The sequence below is a fragment of the Mycobacterium sp. 852014-50255_SCH5639931 genome, from assembly GCF_001665605.1.
Taxonomy (GTDB): domain Bacteria; phylum Actinomycetota; class Actinomycetes; order Mycobacteriales; family Mycobacteriaceae; genus Mycobacterium; species Mycobacterium paraffinicum.
Map to the genome: position 1 here is coordinate 379,100 of NZ_LZSV01000002.1, position 18,325 is coordinate 397,424.

At 67.1% G+C, this 18,325-nt stretch carries 19 protein-coding genes, 1 tRNA gene and 2 pseudogenes; 13 read left to right on the top strand and 9 right to left on the bottom strand.

The window, feature by feature from the left end; genetic code table 11:
• Positions 1-185 precede the first annotated feature (185 nt).
• The 5 genes from rpmF to A5758_RS02340 all read left to right on the top strand — a co-directional run bounded on the left by rpmF (position 186) and on the right by A5758_RS02340 (position 4,784).
• Positions 186-359, top strand: a complete 174-nt coding sequence (gene rpmF / locus A5758_RS02320) for a 50S ribosomal protein L32 (RefSeq protein WP_007168835.1) — start codon at positions 186-188, stop codon at positions 357-359.
• A 66-nt stretch (positions 360-425) separates the two neighbouring features.
• A complete protein-coding gene (gene mprA, locus A5758_RS02325; RefSeq protein WP_067200233.1) occupies positions 426-1,115 on the top strand; it encodes a two-component system response regulator MprA in 690 nt (229 codons plus the stop codon).
• Positions 1,116-1,131: 16 nt separating this feature from the next.
• Positions 1,132-2,682, top strand: coding sequence for a HAMP domain-containing sensor histidine kinase (locus tag A5758_RS02330; RefSeq protein WP_067735824.1), 1,551 nt, complete (start codon positions 1,132-1,134; stop codon positions 2,680-2,682).
• A gap of 75 nt (positions 2,683-2,757) precedes the next feature.
• A complete protein-coding gene (locus A5758_RS02335; RefSeq protein ID WP_067735827.1) occupies positions 2,758-4,227 on the top strand; it encodes a S1C family serine protease in 1,470 nt (489 codons plus the stop codon).
• A complete protein-coding gene (locus A5758_RS02340) occupies positions 4,227-4,784 on the top strand; it encodes a molybdenum cofactor biosynthesis protein B (protein ID WP_067200243.1) in 558 nt (185 codons plus the stop codon). Before A5758_RS02335 ends, A5758_RS02340 begins: the two co-directional genes overlap by 1 nt.
• 4 nt (positions 4,785-4,788) lie before the next feature.
• Here the strand turns inward: A5758_RS02340 and mscL are convergent, their stop codons facing one another.
• The 4 genes from mscL to A5758_RS02360 all read right to left on the bottom strand — a co-directional run bounded on the left by mscL (position 4,789) and on the right by A5758_RS02360 (position 7,084).
• Positions 4,789-5,250: a large-conductance mechanosensitive channel protein MscL gene (gene mscL / locus A5758_RS02345; RefSeq protein WP_067200246.1), complete on the bottom strand. Its 462-nt coding sequence runs from the start codon at positions 5,248-5,250 to the stop codon at positions 4,789-4,791.
• 66 nt (positions 5,251-5,316) lie between these two features.
• Complete coding sequence (locus A5758_RS02350; RefSeq protein ID WP_067200250.1) at positions 5,317-5,994, bottom strand: SAF domain-containing protein; 678 nt, start codon at positions 5,992-5,994, stop codon at positions 5,317-5,319.
• A gap of 66 nt (positions 5,995-6,060) precedes the next feature.
• A complete protein-coding gene (locus A5758_RS02355) occupies positions 6,061-6,396 on the bottom strand; it encodes an FmdB family zinc ribbon protein (RefSeq protein ID WP_067735830.1) in 336 nt (111 codons plus the stop codon).
• A gap of 88 nt (positions 6,397-6,484) precedes the next feature.
• On the bottom strand, positions 6,485-7,084 hold the full coding sequence (locus tag A5758_RS02360) for a 5-formyltetrahydrofolate cyclo-ligase (RefSeq protein ID WP_067735833.1): 600 nt from the start codon (positions 7,082-7,084) through the stop codon (positions 6,485-6,487).
• Positions 7,085-7,160: 76 nt separating this feature from the next.
• Here A5758_RS02360 and A5758_RS02365 point away from each other — a divergent pair, with 76 nt between their 5' ends.
• From A5758_RS02365 to A5758_RS02385, 5 genes are all read left to right on the top strand, one after another.
• Positions 7,161-8,072 (top strand): UTP--glucose-1-phosphate uridylyltransferase, encoded by a 912-nt coding sequence (locus A5758_RS02365; RefSeq protein ID WP_067200261.1) that lies wholly within the window; start codon positions 7,161-7,163, stop codon positions 8,070-8,072.
• A gap of 54 nt (positions 8,073-8,126) precedes the next feature.
• Entirely contained in the window at positions 8,127-9,419 is a 1,293-nt protein-coding gene (gene glp, locus A5758_RS02370) for a gephyrin-like molybdotransferase Glp (protein WP_067200263.1), read from the top strand.
• Positions 9,420-9,440: 21 nt separating this feature from the next.
• Positions 9,441-10,094 (top strand): GNAT family N-acetyltransferase, encoded by a 654-nt coding sequence (locus A5758_RS02375; RefSeq protein WP_197503705.1) that lies wholly within the window; start codon positions 9,441-9,443, stop codon positions 10,092-10,094.
• Positions 10,095-10,257: 163 nt separating this feature from the next.
• A complete protein-coding gene (gene glpR / locus A5758_RS02380) occupies positions 10,258-11,289 on the top strand; it encodes a gephyrin-like molybdotransferase receptor GlpR (protein ID WP_067735836.1) in 1,032 nt (343 codons plus the stop codon).
• 50 nt (positions 11,290-11,339) lie between these two features.
• Positions 11,340-11,412, top strand: a tRNA-Ala gene (locus A5758_RS02385).
• Between the two features lie 221 nt (positions 11,413-11,633).
• Here A5758_RS02385 and A5758_RS26160 read toward each other — a convergent pair.
• Positions 11,634-11,717 (bottom strand): annotated as a pseudogene (locus A5758_RS26160) (hypothetical protein); the annotation flags it as partial.
• 32 nt (positions 11,718-11,749) lie between these two features.
• On the opposite strand from A5758_RS26160, the pseudogene A5758_RS26440 reads away from it, so the two are divergent.
• From A5758_RS26440 to A5758_RS02395, 3 genes and pseudogenes are all read left to right on the top strand, one after another.
• A pseudogene (locus tag A5758_RS26440) lies at positions 11,750-11,880 on the top strand (helix-turn-helix domain-containing protein); the annotation flags it as partial.
• A 282-nt stretch (positions 11,881-12,162) separates the two neighbouring features.
• Positions 12,163-13,416, top strand: a complete 1,254-nt coding sequence (locus A5758_RS02390) for a cytochrome P450 (protein WP_067735839.1) — start codon at positions 12,163-12,165, stop codon at positions 13,414-13,416.
• Positions 13,409-14,050: a TetR/AcrR family transcriptional regulator gene (locus tag A5758_RS02395; RefSeq protein WP_067200279.1), complete on the top strand. Its 642-nt coding sequence runs from the start codon at positions 13,409-13,411 to the stop codon at positions 14,048-14,050. The genes A5758_RS02390 and A5758_RS02395 overlap by 8 nt, the downstream gene beginning before the upstream one ends.
• A 232-nt stretch (positions 14,051-14,282) precedes the next feature.
• Here A5758_RS02395 and A5758_RS02400 read toward each other — a convergent pair whose 3' ends face one another.
• The 4 genes from A5758_RS02400 to A5758_RS02415 all read right to left on the bottom strand — a co-directional run bounded on the left by A5758_RS02400 (position 14,283) and on the right by A5758_RS02415 (position 18,300).
• The gene (locus tag A5758_RS02400) at positions 14,283-14,756 is read right to left on the bottom strand and encodes an LppA family lipoprotein (protein ID WP_067200283.1); all 474 of its coding nucleotides are present in this window, start codon (positions 14,754-14,756) and stop codon (positions 14,283-14,285) included.
• A gap of 92 nt (positions 14,757-14,848) precedes the next feature.
• Positions 14,849-16,789 (bottom strand): alpha/beta hydrolase, encoded by a 1,941-nt coding sequence (locus A5758_RS02405; RefSeq protein ID WP_067735841.1) that lies wholly within the window; start codon positions 16,787-16,789, stop codon positions 14,849-14,851.
• Positions 16,790-16,879: 90 nt separating this feature from the next.
• A complete protein-coding gene (locus tag A5758_RS02410) occupies positions 16,880-17,698 on the bottom strand; it encodes a hypothetical protein (RefSeq protein WP_067735845.1) in 819 nt (272 codons plus the stop codon).
• The gene (locus tag A5758_RS02415; protein WP_067735848.1) at positions 17,695-18,300 is read right to left on the bottom strand and encodes a TetR/AcrR family transcriptional regulator; all 606 of its coding nucleotides are present in this window, start codon (positions 18,298-18,300) and stop codon (positions 17,695-17,697) included. Before A5758_RS02415 ends, A5758_RS02410 begins: the two co-directional genes overlap by 4 nt.
• Positions 18,301-18,325: the final 25 nt, after the last annotated feature.

The window sequence follows — 18,325 nt, forward strand, 5'->3', positions numbered from 1 at the left end:
GCGGCGAGATTGCCGTCGTGGTCGTCGACACACCGGGATCACGGCCATCACGGCAATCTCGGCGCCGGTGGGCGTCGTTTTGGTGAGCAGCAGGCCACCGACTATCCTGATGGCAATCGTCGCACGTTCGGCCCCATGGGCCACGCCGCGCGACAAGCCCCCGACACGAGGAGTTAGGCCCGACCATGGCCGTACCCAAGCGCAGGATGTCGCGCGCGAACACCCGAAGCCGTCGCGCGCAGTGGAAGGCCACCAAGACGGAGCTCGTCGGCGTGACGGTCGCAGGCCAGAAGCACAAGGTGCCCCGCCGGCTGCTCAAGGCCGCCCGTCTCGGTCTGATCGACCTGGACCGGCGTTAGTTAATCTCGGCAAACACCCGGCGCGCCTCTCAGCCCGCTCTCAGGCGTCGGGACGACACTAGGCCCGTGCGGATACTGGTCGTCGACGACGATCGCGCAGTGCGTGAGTCGCTGCGTCGGTCGCTTTCCTTCAATGGCTACTCGGTCGAGTTGGCCCATGACGGGCTGGAGGCGCTCGACATGATCGCCAGCGACCGTCCCGACGCGCTCGTGCTCGATGTGATGATGCCGCGGCTGGACGGCCTCGAGGTGTGCCGTCAGCTGCGCAGCACCGGCGACGACCTGCCGATCCTGGTGCTCACCGCCCGCGATTCGGTCTCCGAGCGGGTCGCCGGGTTGGACGCAGGCGCGGATGACTACCTGCCGAAGCCGTTCGCCCTGGAGGAGCTGTTGGCCCGGATGCGGGCGCTGCTGCGCCGCACCAAGCCGGATGACGATGACGCCGAATCGGTGGCCATGCAGTTCTCCGACCTGACGCTGGACCCGGTGACCCGGGAAGTGACTCGTGGGCAGCGCCAAATCAGCCTGACGCGTACCGAATTCGCCTTGCTCGAAATGTTGATCGCCAATCCGCGCCGCGTGCTCACCCGCAGCCGGATCCTCGAGGAGGTGTGGGGATTCGACTTCCCCACCTCCGGCAACGCGCTGGAGGTCTACGTCGGCTATCTCCGCCGCAAGACCGAGGCCGACGGCGAGCCACGACTGATCCACACGGTGCGCGGCGTGGGCTACGTCCTTCGGGAGACGCCGCCGTGACGACTCACCTGCAACGATGATCCGGTACCAACGACCGCAACGCGTACCGCTGCGTGCCACCAGCTCGTTGTCGCTGCGGTGGCGCGTCATGCTGCTGGCGATGTCGATGGTGGCGATGGTCGTGGTGCTGATGGCATTCGCCGTGTATGCGGTGATTTCGGCTGCGCTGTACAGCGATATCGACAACCAGCTGCAAAGCCGTGCGCAGCTGTTGATCGCGAGCGGTTCACTGGCCGCCGACCCCGGAAAGGCCATCGAAGGCACCGCCTATTCGGACGTCAACGCGATGCTGGTGAACCCGGGTCACTCGATCTACACGGCGCAGCAGCCGGGCCAGACGCTGCCGGTCGGCGCGCCGGAAAAGGCGGTGATCCGCGGTGATCTGTTCATGTCCCGCCGCACCGCCTCGGATCAGCGCGTCCTTGCCATCCACCTGCCCAACGGTTGTTCGCTGCTGATCTCCAAGAGCCTCAAACCCACCGAGGCGGTGATGACCAAGCTGCGCTGGGTGCTGTTGATCGTCGGCGGCGTCGGCGTCGCGGTCGCCGCGGTGGCGGGCGGCATGGTCACCAGGGCGGGGCTACGTCCGGTGGCCCGCCTCACCGAAGCGGCCGAACGGGTGGCGCGCACCGACGACCTGCGGCCCATTCCGGTGTTCGGTAGCGACGAATTAGCCAGGCTCACCGAGGCATTCAACTTGATGCTGCGGGCGCTGGCCGAGTCCCGCGAGCGGCAGGCGCGGCTGGTCACCGACGCCGGACACGAATTGCGCACCCCGCTGACGTCGCTGCGCACCAACGTCGAGCTGCTGATGGCATCGATGGAACCCGGGGCGCCGCGGCTGCCCGACCAGGAGATGGTCGAGCTCCGCGCCGACGTACTGGCGCAGATCGAGGAATTGTCCACGCTGGTGGGCGATCTGGTGGACCTCACTCGGGACGATGCCGGTCAGGTGGTGCACGAACCGGTCGACATGTCCGAGGTGGTCGATCGCAGCCTGGAGCGAGTCAGGCGGCGCCGCAACGACATTCACTTCAACGTCGACATCACGCCCTGGCAGATGTACGGCGACGCCGCGGGGCTGTCACGCGCGGTGCTCAACCTCTTGGACAACGCGGCCAAGTGGAGCCCACCGGGCGGGCGTGTCGGCATCACCATGCGACAACTCGACGCGTCGCACGCAGAGTTGGTGGTGTCCGACCACGGGCCCGGCATTCCGCCGCACGAACGCCGGCTGGTGTTCGAGCGGTTCTACCGTTCAACGACCGCACGCGCCATGCCCGGCTCGGGGCTTGGTCTGGCGATCGTCAAAAAGGTCGTGCTGAATCACGGTGGATTGCTTCGTGTCGAGGACACCGTGCCCGGCGGACAGCCGCCGGGAACCTCGTTTTATGTGCTGCTGCCCGGTCGGCGGATGCCCCCGTCGCGGTATCCGACACCCGCCGCGGGTAATTCCGAGGAAGAGTCCGGCACCGACGCCACGGTCCCCGCGGCCGGGGCCCGGTCGAACTCTCGGGAACCCGCGAACGTTATCTCAGTGGACTCTCAGTCCGCGCGGGCAAGGTAGGTCTGCAGCTACTGTTGAAGAACCCAGTCGAGCCGACGAGCCGATACTGAGATAGAGGAAGTGCGACCTAGCGACATGACGAATGACCCGAGGTATTCGCCACCGCCGCAGCAGCCGGGATATCGTCCCGCGCCGAATCAGCCTGCGCCCACCCCGACCCACCCGGGGACCTCTGCTTACGGCCAGGGGCATCAGCAGCCGTATAGCCAGCCATTCGACTGGCGGCATCAATCGCAGACCCACCAATTCCGGCAGCCCTACGACCCGTACAACGGCACCGGTCCGGGCCGGACGCCGGGGGGAACCGGGGCAGGCCCCCTGCCCGGGGCCACCGGGACCGGACCGATTCCCGGCATGATGCCGCCGATGCTGCCGCCGGGCCCCCAAAAGCGGTCCCGCGCAGGACTGTTGACCGTAGGCGCATTGGCCATCGCGGTGGTGTCGGCGGGCATCGGCGGGGCCGCGGCGACGGCCGTCGAGCTGGGCACGCACACCACCAGCGGCAATGGGCGCAGCGTCATCGGCGCGCCCACCGTCCCGGCGGCGAACATGCCGCCGGGCAGCGTCGAACAGGTCGCCTCCAAGGTGGTGCCCAGCGTCGTCATGCTGGAGACGGATCTGGGCCGCCAGTCCGAAGAGGGCTCCGGCATCATCCTTTCCGCCGACGGGCTGATCCTGACCAACAACCACGTTGTCGCGGCGGCCGCGGGGCCGCCGAAGGGCCCCGCGGCTCCCCCCGGCGGCCCGCCCGGAGGCCCCGGTGGCGGACCCGGCGGTCCGGCCCCCAAGACCACGGTGACCTTCGCCGACGGCCGCACCGCACCCTTCACGGTCCTGGGCGCCGATCCCACCAGCGACATCGCCGTGATCCGCGTGCAGGGCGTCTCCGGCCTCACCCCGATCTCCCTGGGCTCCTCATCGGACCTCCGCGTCGGCCAACCGGTGGTGGCCATCGGGTCGCCGCTCGGTCTGTCGGGCACGGTGACCACCGGGATCGTCAGTGCGCTGAATCGGCCGGTGTCCACCACGGGTGAGTCGGGCAACCAGAACACCGTGCTCGACGCGATCCAGACCGACGCCGCCATCAACCCGGGTAACTCCGGCGGCGCGCTGGTCAACATGAACGGCCAGCTGGTGGGCGTGAACTCGGCCATCGCCACCCTGGGTGCCGACTCGCCGGATGCCCAGAGCGGTTCGATCGGGCTCGGCTTCGCGATCCCGGTCGATCAGGCCAAGCGCATCGCCGACGAGCTGATCAGCAGCGGCAAGGCGTCCCACGCCTCGCTCGGCGTGCAGGTGACGAACGACAAGGGCTCCCCGGGCGCCAAGGTCGTCGACGTCGTGCCGGGGGGTGCGGCCTCGAGCGCCGGCGTGCCCAAGAATGTGGTCGTCACCAAGGTCGACGATCGTCCGATCAGCAGCGCTGACGCCCTGGTCGCGGCCGTGCGGTCCAAGGCGCCCGGCGACAAGATCTCGCTGACCTTCCAGGATCCCGCTGGTGGCAGCCGTACCGTGCCGGTGACCCTGGGGAAGGCGGATCAGTAATGCGAGTCGAAGAACCCTCGGCGGCGGGATTGTCGGAGCTCGGTTATACCGTGGCACCCATGGAAACGGGTGCGGAGTTGGTAGTCGGCCGGGCCCTGGTCGTGGTGGTCGACGATCGCACCGCCCACGGGGACGAGGACCACAGCGGGCCGCTGGTAACCGAACTGCTGACCGAGGCCGGATTCGTCGTCGACGGTGTGGTTGCGGTCGCGGCGGACGAGGTCGAGATTCGCAACGCGCTCAACACCGCGGTGATTGGCGGCGTGGACCTGGTGGTCTCCGTCGGCGGTACGGGTGTCACGCCGCGCGACGTCACCCCGGAGGCCACCCGCGAAATCCTGGACCGGGAAATCCTCGGCATTGCCGAAGCCGTTCGGGGCTCGGGGCTGTCCGCGGGGATCATCGACGCCGGACTGTCACGCGGCCTGGCCGGGGTGTCCGGAAGCACTTTGGTGGTGAACCTGGCCGGTTCCCGGTACGCGGTGCGCGACGGAATGGCGACGCTGAACCCGCTGGCCGCTCAAATCATCGGGCAGCTGTCGAGCCTGGAGATCTGACCGCTTAGGTCTGTGACTCGGCGTCGGCGCGCGGGCCGTGCTCGGGTGGGGGCGTTGTGGTCGTGCCGCCGTGCTTGCCCGACGAATCTCCGTTGGTCTGGGCGAGCAGGTCCCGGATTTCGGTGAGCAGAACGACCTGGGCGTCGTCCGCCTGCTCGACCTCACCGCGCTTACGCAGCGTGTTGTACGGCAGCACGACGAAGAAGTAAACGACCGCGGCGATGAGCACGAAGTTGATCGCGGCCGACAGCAGGATGTTCAGGTCGATGGTCTGGCCGCCGCCGATGCTGATCTTCAAGGCGCCGACGTTGGATTGCTGTTTGACGCCGATCCGGTTGATCAGCGGCGCGATGATGCTGTCGGTGAACTTCGTGACCAGTGCGGTGAAGGCAGTACCGATGACCACCGCGACGGCCAGGTCGACGATGTTGCCCCGCGAGAGAAACTCCTTGAACCCTTTGAACATTGAGATGTCCTTCCTGGGATTGGACAGAGTTTGCTGTCGGGTGCGTAGCCGACGGCGGCGAGGCACTCAGTGCAGGGTGAGGGTCACCGCCTGACCCAGCGCCGAGCCCGCCACCGTGTTCGCCACGCGGGCCGGCAGCGCAACTAACACTACGCGGTCACCGTCCGCGCCCTGGACCTTTGGCTTGGCCGACACGAGCACCACGACGGCGTCGGTGGCCACCACCTTCGGAGCGGCCTGGGGAGTCTCCGGTGAGCCGGTTGTCGGTGCGGCCAGCACGTCGACGACGTCGCCGACGCGGACGAGGTCGATCAGGGCGCCGTCCGCCAGCCGTAGCGGCACGATGCGGGCGCCGGGCCCCGCCTTCGACGCGATCGCGGCTTCGGCCAGCCGGCTACCCAATAGCCGAACATCGGTGAGCACCTCGCCGCGCCTCGCCGGGCCGGCCAACGTCGAACCGGCCACGGCGCTGACGTCGGCCAGTGACCCATCGGGAACGGTTGAGGCCAAACGTTTTTCGAGACGAACGTCGGCGGGGGTCAGCGCGGCACCCGGCCGCAGGTCGTGATCGGCCACCACCACCTCGGCATAGTCACCGGCCGGGTCGGAGCGCAACGCCGCCAGGGCGGCCAGCACGACGAGCCCGCCGGCGGCGACACGCCGCGCCAGCACGGTCTTGGTCCAATCCGGACGCAGCATCAAGAGGCGGCCGAACAGGCTTGGATTCAGCGATGATTCGCCCACGCCGCGAACGTAAGCGCAACGCGGTCACGGCGCATGCCGGCGGCAAATGCGTTTGTGGATAACCCGTTAGTTCGAGGCAGCGGCGGCGGACGCCGTGGAGGCGCTGCTCGACTTCTCGCCCGAGCCGGATTTCTCGCTCGATCCGGACTTGTCAGCGGATCCCGAGGTCGACCCGGAGTCGCTCGACGAGGACCCGTTGGTAGAACTCGTGGACTTCTTGCCGGAGTCGCGGCTGTCGGTGCGGTAGAAGCCGCTGCCCTTGAACACCACGCCCACGGAGTTGAAGCGCTTACGCAGCCGCCCGGAGCAGCTCTTGCAGGTGGTCAGCGCATCGTCGGTGAAGGCCTGCACGATGTCGAAGCGATCGTCGCACTCGGTGCACTGATAGCTGTAAGTCGGCACAAAAACCTCCGGATGATTGCAAAGTCTGTTAGCACTCTAGCGTCTCAAGTGCTAGAACCGCCACGTGACGCCGCTCATTCCCGATCTGTTACCCCAGATTGAGTGGTATCAGTCCTACCCGCGGCGTGAGCGCATCGGTCATCGGTATGTCGTGCGGGTCGGCAGGCAACTCGTCCACCAACTCCGCGTCGCGCACGAGCGCGATCAGCCGGGCGTGGGGGTCGCGGCCGGGCAGGGAGCGGTCGTAGAAACCACGACCCCGGCCTAACCGCACCCCGGAGCGGTCGACGGCCAGCGACGGCACCAGGATCAGGGTCGCCTCCGCGATCGCCGATGCCGGCAGCCACGGCTCCGGAGGCTCCAGCAATCCCCACCGCGCCGATGTCAACGTGCCGGGCCGGTATTCGCCCCAGCGCAACGGCAGCGGCGCGTTGTCGGCGGTGGTGCGCGCAACCGGCAGCAGCACCCGCCCGGCCAGCCGCCGCAACACGTCCACCATGTCGATCGAGCCGGGCTCGGCGCCGACCGGCACGTATGCGCAGACCGTGCTGCCGCTGCTCACGAAGTTTTCCGCGGCCTCCAGTCGCTCGCACAACATGCGCGCCTCGTCGGCCCGAACGGCGTCGGCAACGCGGCGCCGGGCCGCCTGCAACTGTCCCCGCAACACGGCCTTGCCGGTGGTCGCCATGCCTCAACCATTGCAGCCGGGTGTTCGGCCGCGCCACATCGACTCGGCAAACCGTGTTCGGGTTATCGTGTGAACAATGTCAAGCCCAAAAGTGGTGGTCCCACACACGGCGATCGTGCCCGCTGCCGGTCTTGGTACCCGCTTCCTGCCCGCGACGAAAACGGTTCCCAAGGAGCTGCTGCCGGTCGTCGATACCCCGGGCATCGAGCTGGTCGCCGCCGAGGCGGCTGAGGCGGGCGCCGACCGCCTGGTGATCATCACCTCCGCGGGCAAGGACGGCGTCGTCGCGCACTTCGTCGAGGACCTGGTCCTTGAGGGCACGCTGGAGGCCCGCGGCAAGAAGGCGATGCTCGACAAGGTGCGTCGCGCGCCGCAGCTGATCAAGGTCGAGTCCGTGGTGCAGGCCGAGCCGCTGGGCCTGGGGCACGCCATCAGCTGCGTGGAGCCCGCGCTGACGTCCGACGACGACGCCGTGATGGTGCTGCTGCCCGACGACCTGGTGCTGCCGACCGGCGTGCTGGAGACGATGGCGAAGGTGCGGGCGGACCACGGCGGCACGGTGTTGTGCGCCATCGAGGTGACGCCCGAGGAGATCAGCGCCTACGGTGTTTTCGATGTCGAGCCGGTGCCCGGCGACGACAACCCCGACGTGCTGAAGGTCAACGGCATGGTCGAGAAGCCCAAGCGCGAGGACGCCCCGTCGATGTTGGCCGCGGCGGGCCGCTACGTGCTCGACCGCGCCGTCTTCGACGCGTTGCGCCGCGTCGACCGTGGGGTGGGCGGCGAAGTGCAGCTGACCGATGCGATCGCCCTGCTCATTTCGGAGGGCCACCCCGTGCATGTCGTCGTGCATCACGGATCCCGACACGACTTGGGAAATCCCGGCGGCTACCTCAAGGCTGCGGTTGACTTTGCATTGGATCGTGACGACTACGGCCCGGATTTGCGGCGATGGTTGGTGGCGCGGTTAGGCCTGGCCGAGAAGTAGCCGGCCGATGCGCCCGCCCCAAGAAGGCGCCCGTCTAGGGCAGAGAGGCGCGCTGTGCGTTCTGTGGAGGAGCAGCAGGCCCGGATAACGGCCGCCGCGGTGGCTCCGCGGCCGATCCGGGTGGCCATCGCCGAGGCGCAGGGGCTGATGTGCGCCGAGGAAGTAGTCACCGAGCGCCCCATGCCCGGGTTCGATCAGGCCGCGATCGACGGTTACGCGGTGCGCAGCGTCGACGTGCTGGGCATCGGCGAAGTGGGCGCCGACAGTCTGGGTGAGCCGCCCGGCGATGCGGAGCTCGACGAAGACCGGCGCGAGGGCCTGGTCCTGCCCGTGATGGGAACCGTCGAGGCCGGTGCGCGCACGCCCAGCCGCCTGCAGCCCCGCCAGGCCGCCCGCGTCCACACCGGGGCCCCGCTACCCACGCTGGCCGACGCCGTCATCCCGTTGCGCTGGACCGATGGCGGCAGCTCGCGGGTGCGGATACTGCGCGGGGCGCCATCCGGCGCGTACGTGCGCCGCACCGGGGACGATGTGCAGCCCGGTGACGTCGCGGTGCGTGCCGGCACGGTCATCGGCGCGGCCCAGGTCGGCCTGCTGGCGGCGGTCGGGCGCGAACGGGTGCTGGTGCATCCGCGGCCGCGGGTGACGGTGGTGGCCGTCGGCGGCGAACTGGTCGACATCTCGCGCACCCCCGGCAACGGCCAGGTGTACGACGTCAATTCCTACGCGTTGGCGGCGGCAGCCCGCGATGCCGGCGCGGAGGTCAACCGCATCGGCATCGTCAGCGGCGACCCCGGCGAATTCCGCGAAGTCATCGAGGGCCAGATCAACCGGGCGGAGGTGGTGGTGATCGCCGGTGGCGTCGGGGGCGCGGCGGCCGAGCCGGTGCGGTCGGTCCTCTCCGAGCTCGGGGAGATGGAAGTCGTCCGCGTCGCGATGCATCCCGGGTCCGTCCAGGGATTCGGGCAGCTGGGCCGCGACGGTGTCCCGACCTTCCTGCTGCCCGCCAACCCGGTCAGCGCCCTGGTGGTCTTCGAGGTGATGGTGCGGCCGCTGATCCGGCTTTCCCTGGGCAAGCGCCAGCCGATGCGCCGGATCGTGCAAGCCCGCACCTTGTCGCCGATCACGTCGGTTGCCGGGCGCAAGGGCTACCTGCGCGGCCAGCTGATGCGCGACCAGGAGACCGGTGAATATCTGGTGCAGGCGCTGGGCGGGGCCCCGGGGGCGTCCTCGCACCTGCTGGCCACCCTCGCCGAAGCGAACTGCCTCGTGGTGGTGCCCAGCGGCGCCGAACAAATCCGCACCGGCGAGATCGTCGACGTCGCCTTCTTGGCTCAGCGCGGTTAAGTGCAACGACTCCGCGCGCTCGTGAACCTGTTGCGTACCAACGCCCGTCATCCGGGTTGGCCGCTGGACGTCGGGCCGTTGCGCGTCCCGGCGGGGGTGGTCCGGTTGCGGGCGGTGCGGATGCGCGACGGCGCCCAGTGGAGCCGCATCCGGTTGGCCGACCGCGCGCACCTCGAGCCGTGGGAGCCCAGCGCGGAGGGCGACTGGACGACCCGGCACACGGTCGCCGCGTGGCCGGCGCTGTGCTCCGGCCTGCGGGCCGAGGCTCGTGCGGGCCGCATGTTGCCCTACGTCATCGAGCTCAATGGGCAGTTCTGTGGCCAGCTGACCATCGGCAACGTCACCCATGGGGCGCTGCGGTCGGCGTGGATCGGCTACTGGGTGCCGCGGTCGGCGACCGGTGGCGGGGTGGCCACGGCGGCGTTGGCGCTGGGCCTGGACCATTGCTTCGGCCCGGTGATGTTGCACCGCGTGGAGGCCACGGTGCGGCCCGAAAACGCCGCCAGCCGGGCCGTATTGGCGAAAGTCGGGTTCCGCCAGGAGGGGCTGTTGCAGCGCTACCTCGAGGTGGACAAGGCGTGGCGGGACCATCTGCTGATGGCCATCACGGCCGAAGAGGTGTCCGGATCGGTGACCTCGACCCTGGTCCGGGGCGGGCACGCCAGCTGGGCCTGACCGCCCCGAGTGGCGGCCCGCTATGTGGCTACCGCGACACGAGTGACTCGTGGTGCTTGTGAGAGGCAAATTACAGGTGTGTAATTGTCCTGGTCACAAAAGACCCGGCCGCGCTGGCCCCGGTGGGCCCGGCGGGGATCGGAACCGAAGAGAGCAGGTCGTCATGCCAAGCATTCCGCAGTCACTGTTGTGGATTTCGCTCGTAGTGCTCTGGCTGTTCGTCTTGGTGCCGATGTTGGTCAGCAAACGCGACGCCGTGCGGCGCACCAGCGACGTGGCCCTGGCGACCCGGGTCCTCAACGGTGGCGGGAACTCGCGCCTGATCAAACGCAGCGCTCCGGCCGCCGGTCACCGCAGCGACCCCGACTGGAAGCCGCCGGAAGAGTCGGCCGAAACCGAGCTCGACGAGGACCGCGACCTCGCCGAGGATGAGGACGAAGAGCACGGAGACGAACACGACACCGACGAGCTGCGCCAGTTGCGCCCGGTGGTCATGAAGGTCGCGGCTCCCGAGCTCACCGAGCCCGACTATCTCGACGTCGACGTCGTCGAGGACTCGCAGGCGCTCCCGGTGGGCGTGGCGGTCGAGGAGGCCGAGGCCGGCGAGGACGACGAGGATTCCGACACCGACGTGGTCGCCCACAGCGGCGAGGAGGACGACGACGGCTACGAATACGTCGAGGACTCTTCGGGTCTGGAGCCGGAGGCCGAATCCGACGACGAGGAAATGCCGGCGCCGGCCCCCCGGAACGCCTCGCGCCGCCGCCGGTTCGACACCCAGACCGCGGCCGCGGTCAGCGCCCGCAAGTTCGCCTTCCGCAAGCGGGTGCTGATGGTGATGGCCGTCGTCCTGGTGGGCACGGCCACCGCCGCGTTCAAGATTTCGCCGAGCGCCTGGTGGGCGTGCGGCACCGCCACCGCCGTGACGCTCCTGTACCTGGCGTACCTGCGCCGCCAGACCCGCATCGAGGAGAGGGTGCGCCGCCGCCGCATGCAGCGGATGGCGCGGGCGCGGATGGGCGTGGAGAACGCCTACGACCGCGACTACGACGTGGTCCCATCGCGGCTGCGGCGCCCCGGCGCGGTGGTCCTGGAAATCGACGACGAGGACCCGATCTTCGAGCACCTGGACTACGCGATGCCGATGCGGAACTTCGGTTGGCCCCGGGACCTGCCGCGCGCCGTCGGCGAGTAGTGCCGGCAGTTCGGCGGTTCGCGGCGCGGCTGGTAGCCTGCTAGCGGTCAGGGGCTATGGCGCAGTTGGTAGCGCGACTCGTTCGCATCGAGTAGGTCAGGGGTTCGAATCCCCTTAGCTCCACAGAGTTTGAGCAGGTCAGGCGCTTGCCGCCCGCGAGGGAACTTCCGCCGTCCGCAGAGCGTCCGCAGCGGCTTGGATAGCCGCATCGAGACGGTCCGCAACTTCATCCAGGTCCTCATCGAACAGGTCGGCATAAGTGTCGAGTCATTGATGCCTTCCCCGTGGCCGAGTATCCGTTGCACGGCTTTCACGTTGGCCCGCTCACGTACCGCGAGGCTGGCTGCCGTGTGGCGTAGATCGTGCGGAGTGATGGTTGGGAACCTGTCGTCCGCCGCCTGACACTTCCGGACAGCGGGACGGAACACACGCGTTCGCCGGTTTGAGTTCCGCAGGACGCCGCCCGAAGGCGTTGGACGCCTCGAAAACGGCTCTCGCGCAACGTATGCATGCCGCCGGGAGTCCGCTAACACAATTGCGGCGACTCTTGGTGTCAGCACGGCCACGATTTACCGGGTACTCGCCGACTAATCCGACTGGCCCATCGCGGGCGGTGAGCCGTCTTACTGCGGATCCCGAACACGCGAATATGAGGCGGTTGCTGGCGGGCCACGCGGCGCGGTCCTTCGCAGCTGCTGCTGCGAGCCACCATACCGACATATCTCAGAAAAACGTATGACCGTAGGAGGTAGCCTATAACTCTAGCTGGGCAAATATCAGAGATCATTGACGAGCAGGAGATGAAGGTCATACGCTTATTGCGAGAATGTCCAAACGATGTCTGCCAAGTCCTCCGCGGAAGTTGAGACAACGATGAATGTGAACAGCGCCGCTCCCAGCGTCTTCGACGCTGGCCTCCCCACGTTCAGCTACGACCTCACCGCCACTCCGCATGACATCCGCGAAGATGTCCGAGCTGCGCAATCGTGTGCGCCCATCGCCATCGGGCCGCTCGGCCCGGAAATCCTGTCCTACGATATGGCTCGAGATATCCTGCGCGACAACAGGTTCCGCATGCCACCCGGCATCACGCTGGCAGCGCAGGGCGTCACCTCAGGTCCGTTATACGACAAGATGATGAGCAGTCTTCTTGGTCTCGAAGGCCCGCCACACACTCGCTTACGCAAGCTGGTTTCGAGGGCGTTCACTCCCCGCGCGACGTCACGCCTCAAGGACACAATTCATGAGGTGGTGAACGGGCTGATCGATCGAGTGGTAGACGCCGGTCGGTGCGACGTCGTGACCGACATCGCGCGGCCCTACCCCACCCCGATCATGTGCGCGCTGATCGGAGCGCCGCAGCAGGACTGGGAGCAGTTCTCGCAATGGACCGACGAAATCTTCAAGGCCTTCAACTTTCAGCCCGACGCCACTTTCGATGAATCCGCAATCATGCGGTCTTGGAGCGAACTGGACGCCTACGTCGATGACATGGTCGGCGCACGCCGGAACCATCTAACCGATGATCTGCTTTCTGAGCTTATCCGAGCCGAAAGCGACGGCGACCGGCTGAATCTCGACGAACTGCGCATGCTGGTGGCCGGCTTCTTGATGGCGGGAACGGACACGACGCGACATCAACTGGCCGCGTCGGTGCAGGTGCTGTGCGAGCATCCGGATCAATGGGCGAAACTGGGCGACCAGCCCGAGCTTGCGATGCAGGCGGTCGAGGAGAGCATGCGCCACTCACCGGCGGTCTGTATCGCGCCGAGAGCCGCCACCGAGGATGCCGAGTTTGGCGGTTACACGTTCCCGGCGGGGACCTTCGTACTGGTGAACACCTTTGCAGCCAACCGCGATCCAGCCATCTACGACGATGCTGACCGCTTCGACATCGCACGCAAGGAGGCACCCGCAATTCTGACCTTCGGCGGAGGTGCGCACTACTGCCTCGGGGCGAACCTTGCACGTCGGGAATTGGCGGAGGCACTCACAATCCTCACCCGACGTCTCACCGCACCCCATCGCATCGCGCCGGCCCCGTGGAAATCTCTGCTGGGAATGACAGGCCCCACATCACTTGAGATCGAGTTCGAGGCCGAGAGGCTCGTGACGGCGGGTGCGTAGTCGCGGCTGGGCGGGCGCCACACCCGCCTCGGACGAGGAGGCAATCGCCCGCATTCTGAATGCGGTCGACGAGGTGATCGCTGAGCACGGTTCGGCATTACGCCTGGCCGACGTCGCCCGCAGGCTCGGAGTCACTCGTCAGACGGTGTACCGCTACTTTCCGAACGCCGACGCGCTGCTCATCGCCAGCGCAATGCGTTCGGTCAACGGGTTCATCGATCAAGTTCTTGACCATGTCGGTGGCCTCAACGACCCGGTTCCTGCGGTAGTCGAGATCATTTCGTTCGCAGTCGAGAAACTCACCGGCGATCCGCAGTTGGAGAGCCTGCTCGCCAAACCGCCAGGGGGCGAAGCTGCCACCTCGCTCACCTCCGATACGGCAATCACTTTCTGCTTGTCGGCCTTCCATCGCCTCGATGTCGATTGGAAGCTTCACGGCTTCGACTCCACCGCGCTTACACAACTCGCCGAAATGACCTTACGCACAGTTCAGTCCCTTCTGACCGATCCTGGGCAACCGCCACGCGAAGGACTCGCGCTACGCCGCTTCGTTGCTCAATGGCTAGGCCCAGCAATCCTCCATCCACGAATGACGTCGCTGTCGATCCACGGACACGACGCAACATTCCGATAGGGGTGGGGGGGTGCCACTCGGCCTTCCTCCTGAAAGCCTGGAACGGCCAGCGCCTTCTGTCTTTACCCGCCGACGCCGTCAACGCTGTGGCGTGCCAGTTTACGTCGTGGCCAACGCCGTCGATGGCCGCAAACGCCCTAGTTCACACGTTCGCATCGAGTGGGTCAGGGGTTCGAATCCCCTTAGTCCCAAAGGATTTGGGCAGGTCAGGCACGCTCGGCGCCGATCCGATCTATTTCTTGTCGCGGGGCAGCCGGCAGCCGGTGTAGCCGGCGACGACAAGGTTTCCCCGGTATCCGACTTTGATGAAGATCCCGGTGGGGCCGTAGAACCCCACATCGTGGTTCCCGGGGCTGTTCTGCATCACCTGCAGCTCGGTGGCGTCGAGCTTGGCGGCCGCCTGTTTGGCGGTCTCTTGGATCGTCGCCCACTGTTGCTCGGAGACTGGCACGTTGGGGGCAACGGCGTCGGGGAGGAAGTACCGCTTGCCGTCGGTTTGCTCGTACGGTCGCTCGCAATTGTCGCCCGAGCCCTCGTGCGGTGTCTCCCACGTGATTGAGGGGATCAATTTACTTGCGGCGGCGGTGATCTCGTTCATCGCGGCCTGCACCTGGGTTTGGGTGTCCTCGAACGAGGGCAGGGACTTGAGCACCTGGAGGGCCTTGGTCGCGTCGTTGGGTGGGGTAGGCGCGTAGGGGTGGTTCACGTGGCATCCTCCTGCGGCTAGTGCGATTGCGGCCATGGCGATGCACGAAATGCCGTGGCGTTGCAGGTTCCGGGGGCTGGTCTGGTAATTGCTCACTTCGTGGGAACCGCCTTATCTCCGAGTCCGGCGAGGACGGCCGCGACGTTGTAGTTGGTCGTTCTGAGCCCGCCGCCGTCGGGGAAGCGGGGGTAGTCGCTGTGGCCGTGCGCGTCTTGAAGGGTGAGGGTGCCGCCGTGGCCGTCAGGCACGGTGGCGGAACCGGTGGCCAGGTGGGTGAAGTTGGGGTTGGTCGCCGGGTTCGGGCCGAAGTGGCCGGCGCCGGAGGCGTCCGCCGCGCCCAGGACACTTGTAGCGAGGTCTCGGAAGGGCGGAGGCAGGAACGGGGCGACGTCGTGGGCGATGGCGGGGCCGTCGTACGTCCACTGGATCGGGTCGTCGGGCGTTTCCATGGTGAACACATCCCCGGGCTGCAGGTGGAGTTGTTGCGGTGTGGAGGCTTCGATGCCGGGGGAGCCGTAGAACAGCGCCCGCGACACCCCGTGATCGCCGGGCTCTTGCAGGGCAAGGCCGGTGGTCAGTGAGCCGTAGGAGTGTCCTATCGCCGTGAGGTCGGCGGGGCCGCCGTGGTGGGCGGCCTGGATCCCGTCGTAGAAGCCGGCCAGGTCATGGGCACCGGCTCTGGCGACGGCGTCGTGGCTGACGTCCCACCCGCCGGCGAGCGATCTGCCGATGTCGTCGAAGCCCGCCACCTGCGGTGGGTCATAACCGATCCACGCGACGGCCGAGACGGTGTCGTGTTCGTGCCCAGGGGTCAGGCTCAATTGGCGGAGCGCTTCCTTTCTCGCGTCGGTCGCCTCGGACACCATGCCCCCGATGGCGCCGTGAACGGTGGTGTTCAAGCCGGGCGCGGTGACCGATACGTGGGTGGCCGTGTCGGGGTCTCCGACCGCGATCGCGGCGCGGGCCTGCTTGCCGGTTTTGGTGTCGAGCAGCATGAGCTTGCGATCGGGGCTCGCTTTGACGGTTCTGTCGACGGCTTGCAGGTCGGGCAGGTACTTGGCCCCGTCCCGGGCGGCATCGTATTGGCGTTGCCACGCCTCGTAGGCGAGGCGGTCGTCGAAGATCGCCCCCGGCTCGTTCGGCGGCGGAATGTTCTTGCCCGCTGCCCAATCGGGATGCTGGGCCTTCAGCGCGTCGGCCTGTGCAGCGGCCGCCTGAGCGCGGCCCAGTTCGTCGGCCAGGTCGAGCCGGTTGTAATGGTCCCGGTCCACCGTGGGCATCCCATTGTGATTTCCGATCAATGGGTTCCGTTGGTACTCCCGGTCTTTCTGCGCCGGCGTAAGAGTGTTCCAGACGTCCGCAAATTGCTTGGGGTCATCCGGCAGGTCCGGTACCGGCGACAGCGGACCCTCGACCGCCTGGATGCCCGACTGGTCGTATCCGTCGCCGTGCAGGGCGCCCAGTGACCTCTGCAGCGTGTTGGAGTAGCCGTCGCGGATCGACTGCAGCTGGTGCAGAGCATCCCTGGTCTCGTCGGCGGCGTCGGCGCGGGCGTCTTTGATCAACGACTCCAGCTGGGAACGACTGCTCGGGTCGAGTTTGGGGTCCTCCAGATCCTTTATCGCCGCGCCGATGAGCTTGTCGAGCAGCTGTAACTGCCGTTCCAGCGCGGCGATTTGGGCGGCGCCGGCCTTCTGAGCCTCGGCCAGGGCGGCCGCGATGTTCTCCAGGTCGACCCCAATCTTGGGCAGCTTCAGGGATTGCGCCCCAAGCGATTTGACCGTCCGCTGCACCTCGGCCGAGTCGTTGATCGGGTGGTCGCCGTTCTGGTGGTTCCAGGCTCCGTCGAATCGGTTACGGGCTTGGTCGAACGCATGGTCCGCCTCGGCGGTGCACACGCCGGCCTGGTGGAAGGCGTCCGCCAATTGAGAAATCTCGAACGGGTTCCCGGCCTGCAGACTCCGGTTGATCGCCCACGGGTCACCGCCGGCCTGGCCGATCAGATCGGCAACGTTGAGCCAGACCAGCTGCATCGCACCGCCAGAAAGTTCGCCATTCGTTCCCCGGACAGGCTGATGACGTTACTCCCCGAATTGGGATCCCGTGTTCAAGCACTCAACTCGTCACGGGTGGGCGACGAGATACGTTTCGTTGTCCAGGTCGGCGGTCAGTTCGTCGACGTTGAAGGGGCGGTCGAGCCGGGCGTGCAACGCCTTCGGGTCGATCAGGAGGCTGATCTCGGCGGTCTGGCGAGCGAACATTCGTCCAATGAGTGGATAGAGGCGCCGCATCATCGCCCGCTCCCCGGCGGTGCAGCGTGACGCGCAGTAGCCGACGTGTCCGATCTCGTCCGTCAGGATCTCGCTGTACAGCAGTTCTATTCGCTCGGCGACTTCCGGTTCGTCCGCGAATAGCTTGATGCCGGCGCGGCGTAGTTCGTCGAACATGATGCAGCCCGCCATCTCAGCGGCTCCGACGAAGGCAAAGCTCAGCCGTTCGGGGAGGAACACGCCGGTCTTCACGAACTGGCGCATCACGAATGGCGGGGGAACGACTTGAAAGGTCAGATCGAAGATGTCGAGCGCGTACGCGAGCAGCCGCGTGTGGTAGTGCTCTTCGAGTTCGAGGTAGACGTTCTCGGGCGGCAGGTTCTGATCGCTGTTGCGGCCGTAGGTTTCGCCGAGTCCGACGCCGAACCTCTCAGCCTGGTTCAGTTTGGCCGTTGCCAGCAGGAACAGCATCTTCGGATCCAGCCCGGCTTCCGGTCGCCGCCGGCGCAGGTTGCGAAGGAAGGTGTCTCGGTCGGCGGGGTGGGCTGACCGGACGGGGTTGGCCTCGAGATCGTTGAAGAACTGCTCGCGATTGGCCAACCGCCTGTTGAGCAGGTCGGCTTCGCCGTCACGGCGGGCCAGAAAATCTCGGTATCCTTCGATGCCGTTCATCGTTTCTCCATTCCTTTGACAATCGTTGTCACGTAACGGCTTAACTGCGCAGGATCGTGTGTTCCGGTGGCCAGCAGGGCGAAGAGTCCGGTGAGAAAGAAGGTCCCGAGTTCCGCGGCGTCTACCTCGGCCGAGACTTGTCCCGCGGATTGCGCCCGGCTGATGAGGCCCACCAGAAACCGTGCGAGCGGGTGTTGCGCGAACTCGTCTTCGACCGGCCGGGACGACGAGAAATGTAGGCCGAGCATGTCGCGGAAAACCGCTGCGCCCAAACGCTTTTCGGCATCGAGGACGTGGGTGACGAGTTGCGAGAGGATCGACGACAGGTCGCCGTTGGAGGCGCCAAGTTCGCTGATGATCCGCGTTTCCTCGCTGCGCTCCAACTCGGCGAGAACGTGCTCCTTCGTCGGGAAGTGGAAGTAGAACGTTCCCCGCACCACGCCCGCCGCGGCGGCGATGGCGCTCACGTCGGCAGCGGCCAGCCCGCGCTGGGCAATCTCAGCCAGCGCGGCGTCGAACAAGCGTGCCCGGGTTTCGAGCCGCCGAGCCTCCCGGACGCCCCGCGCCGATGTTGCGGCTTCGGTAGGGGCCTGTGACTCCATCGCTGCACGGTACGACAGTTGCTGA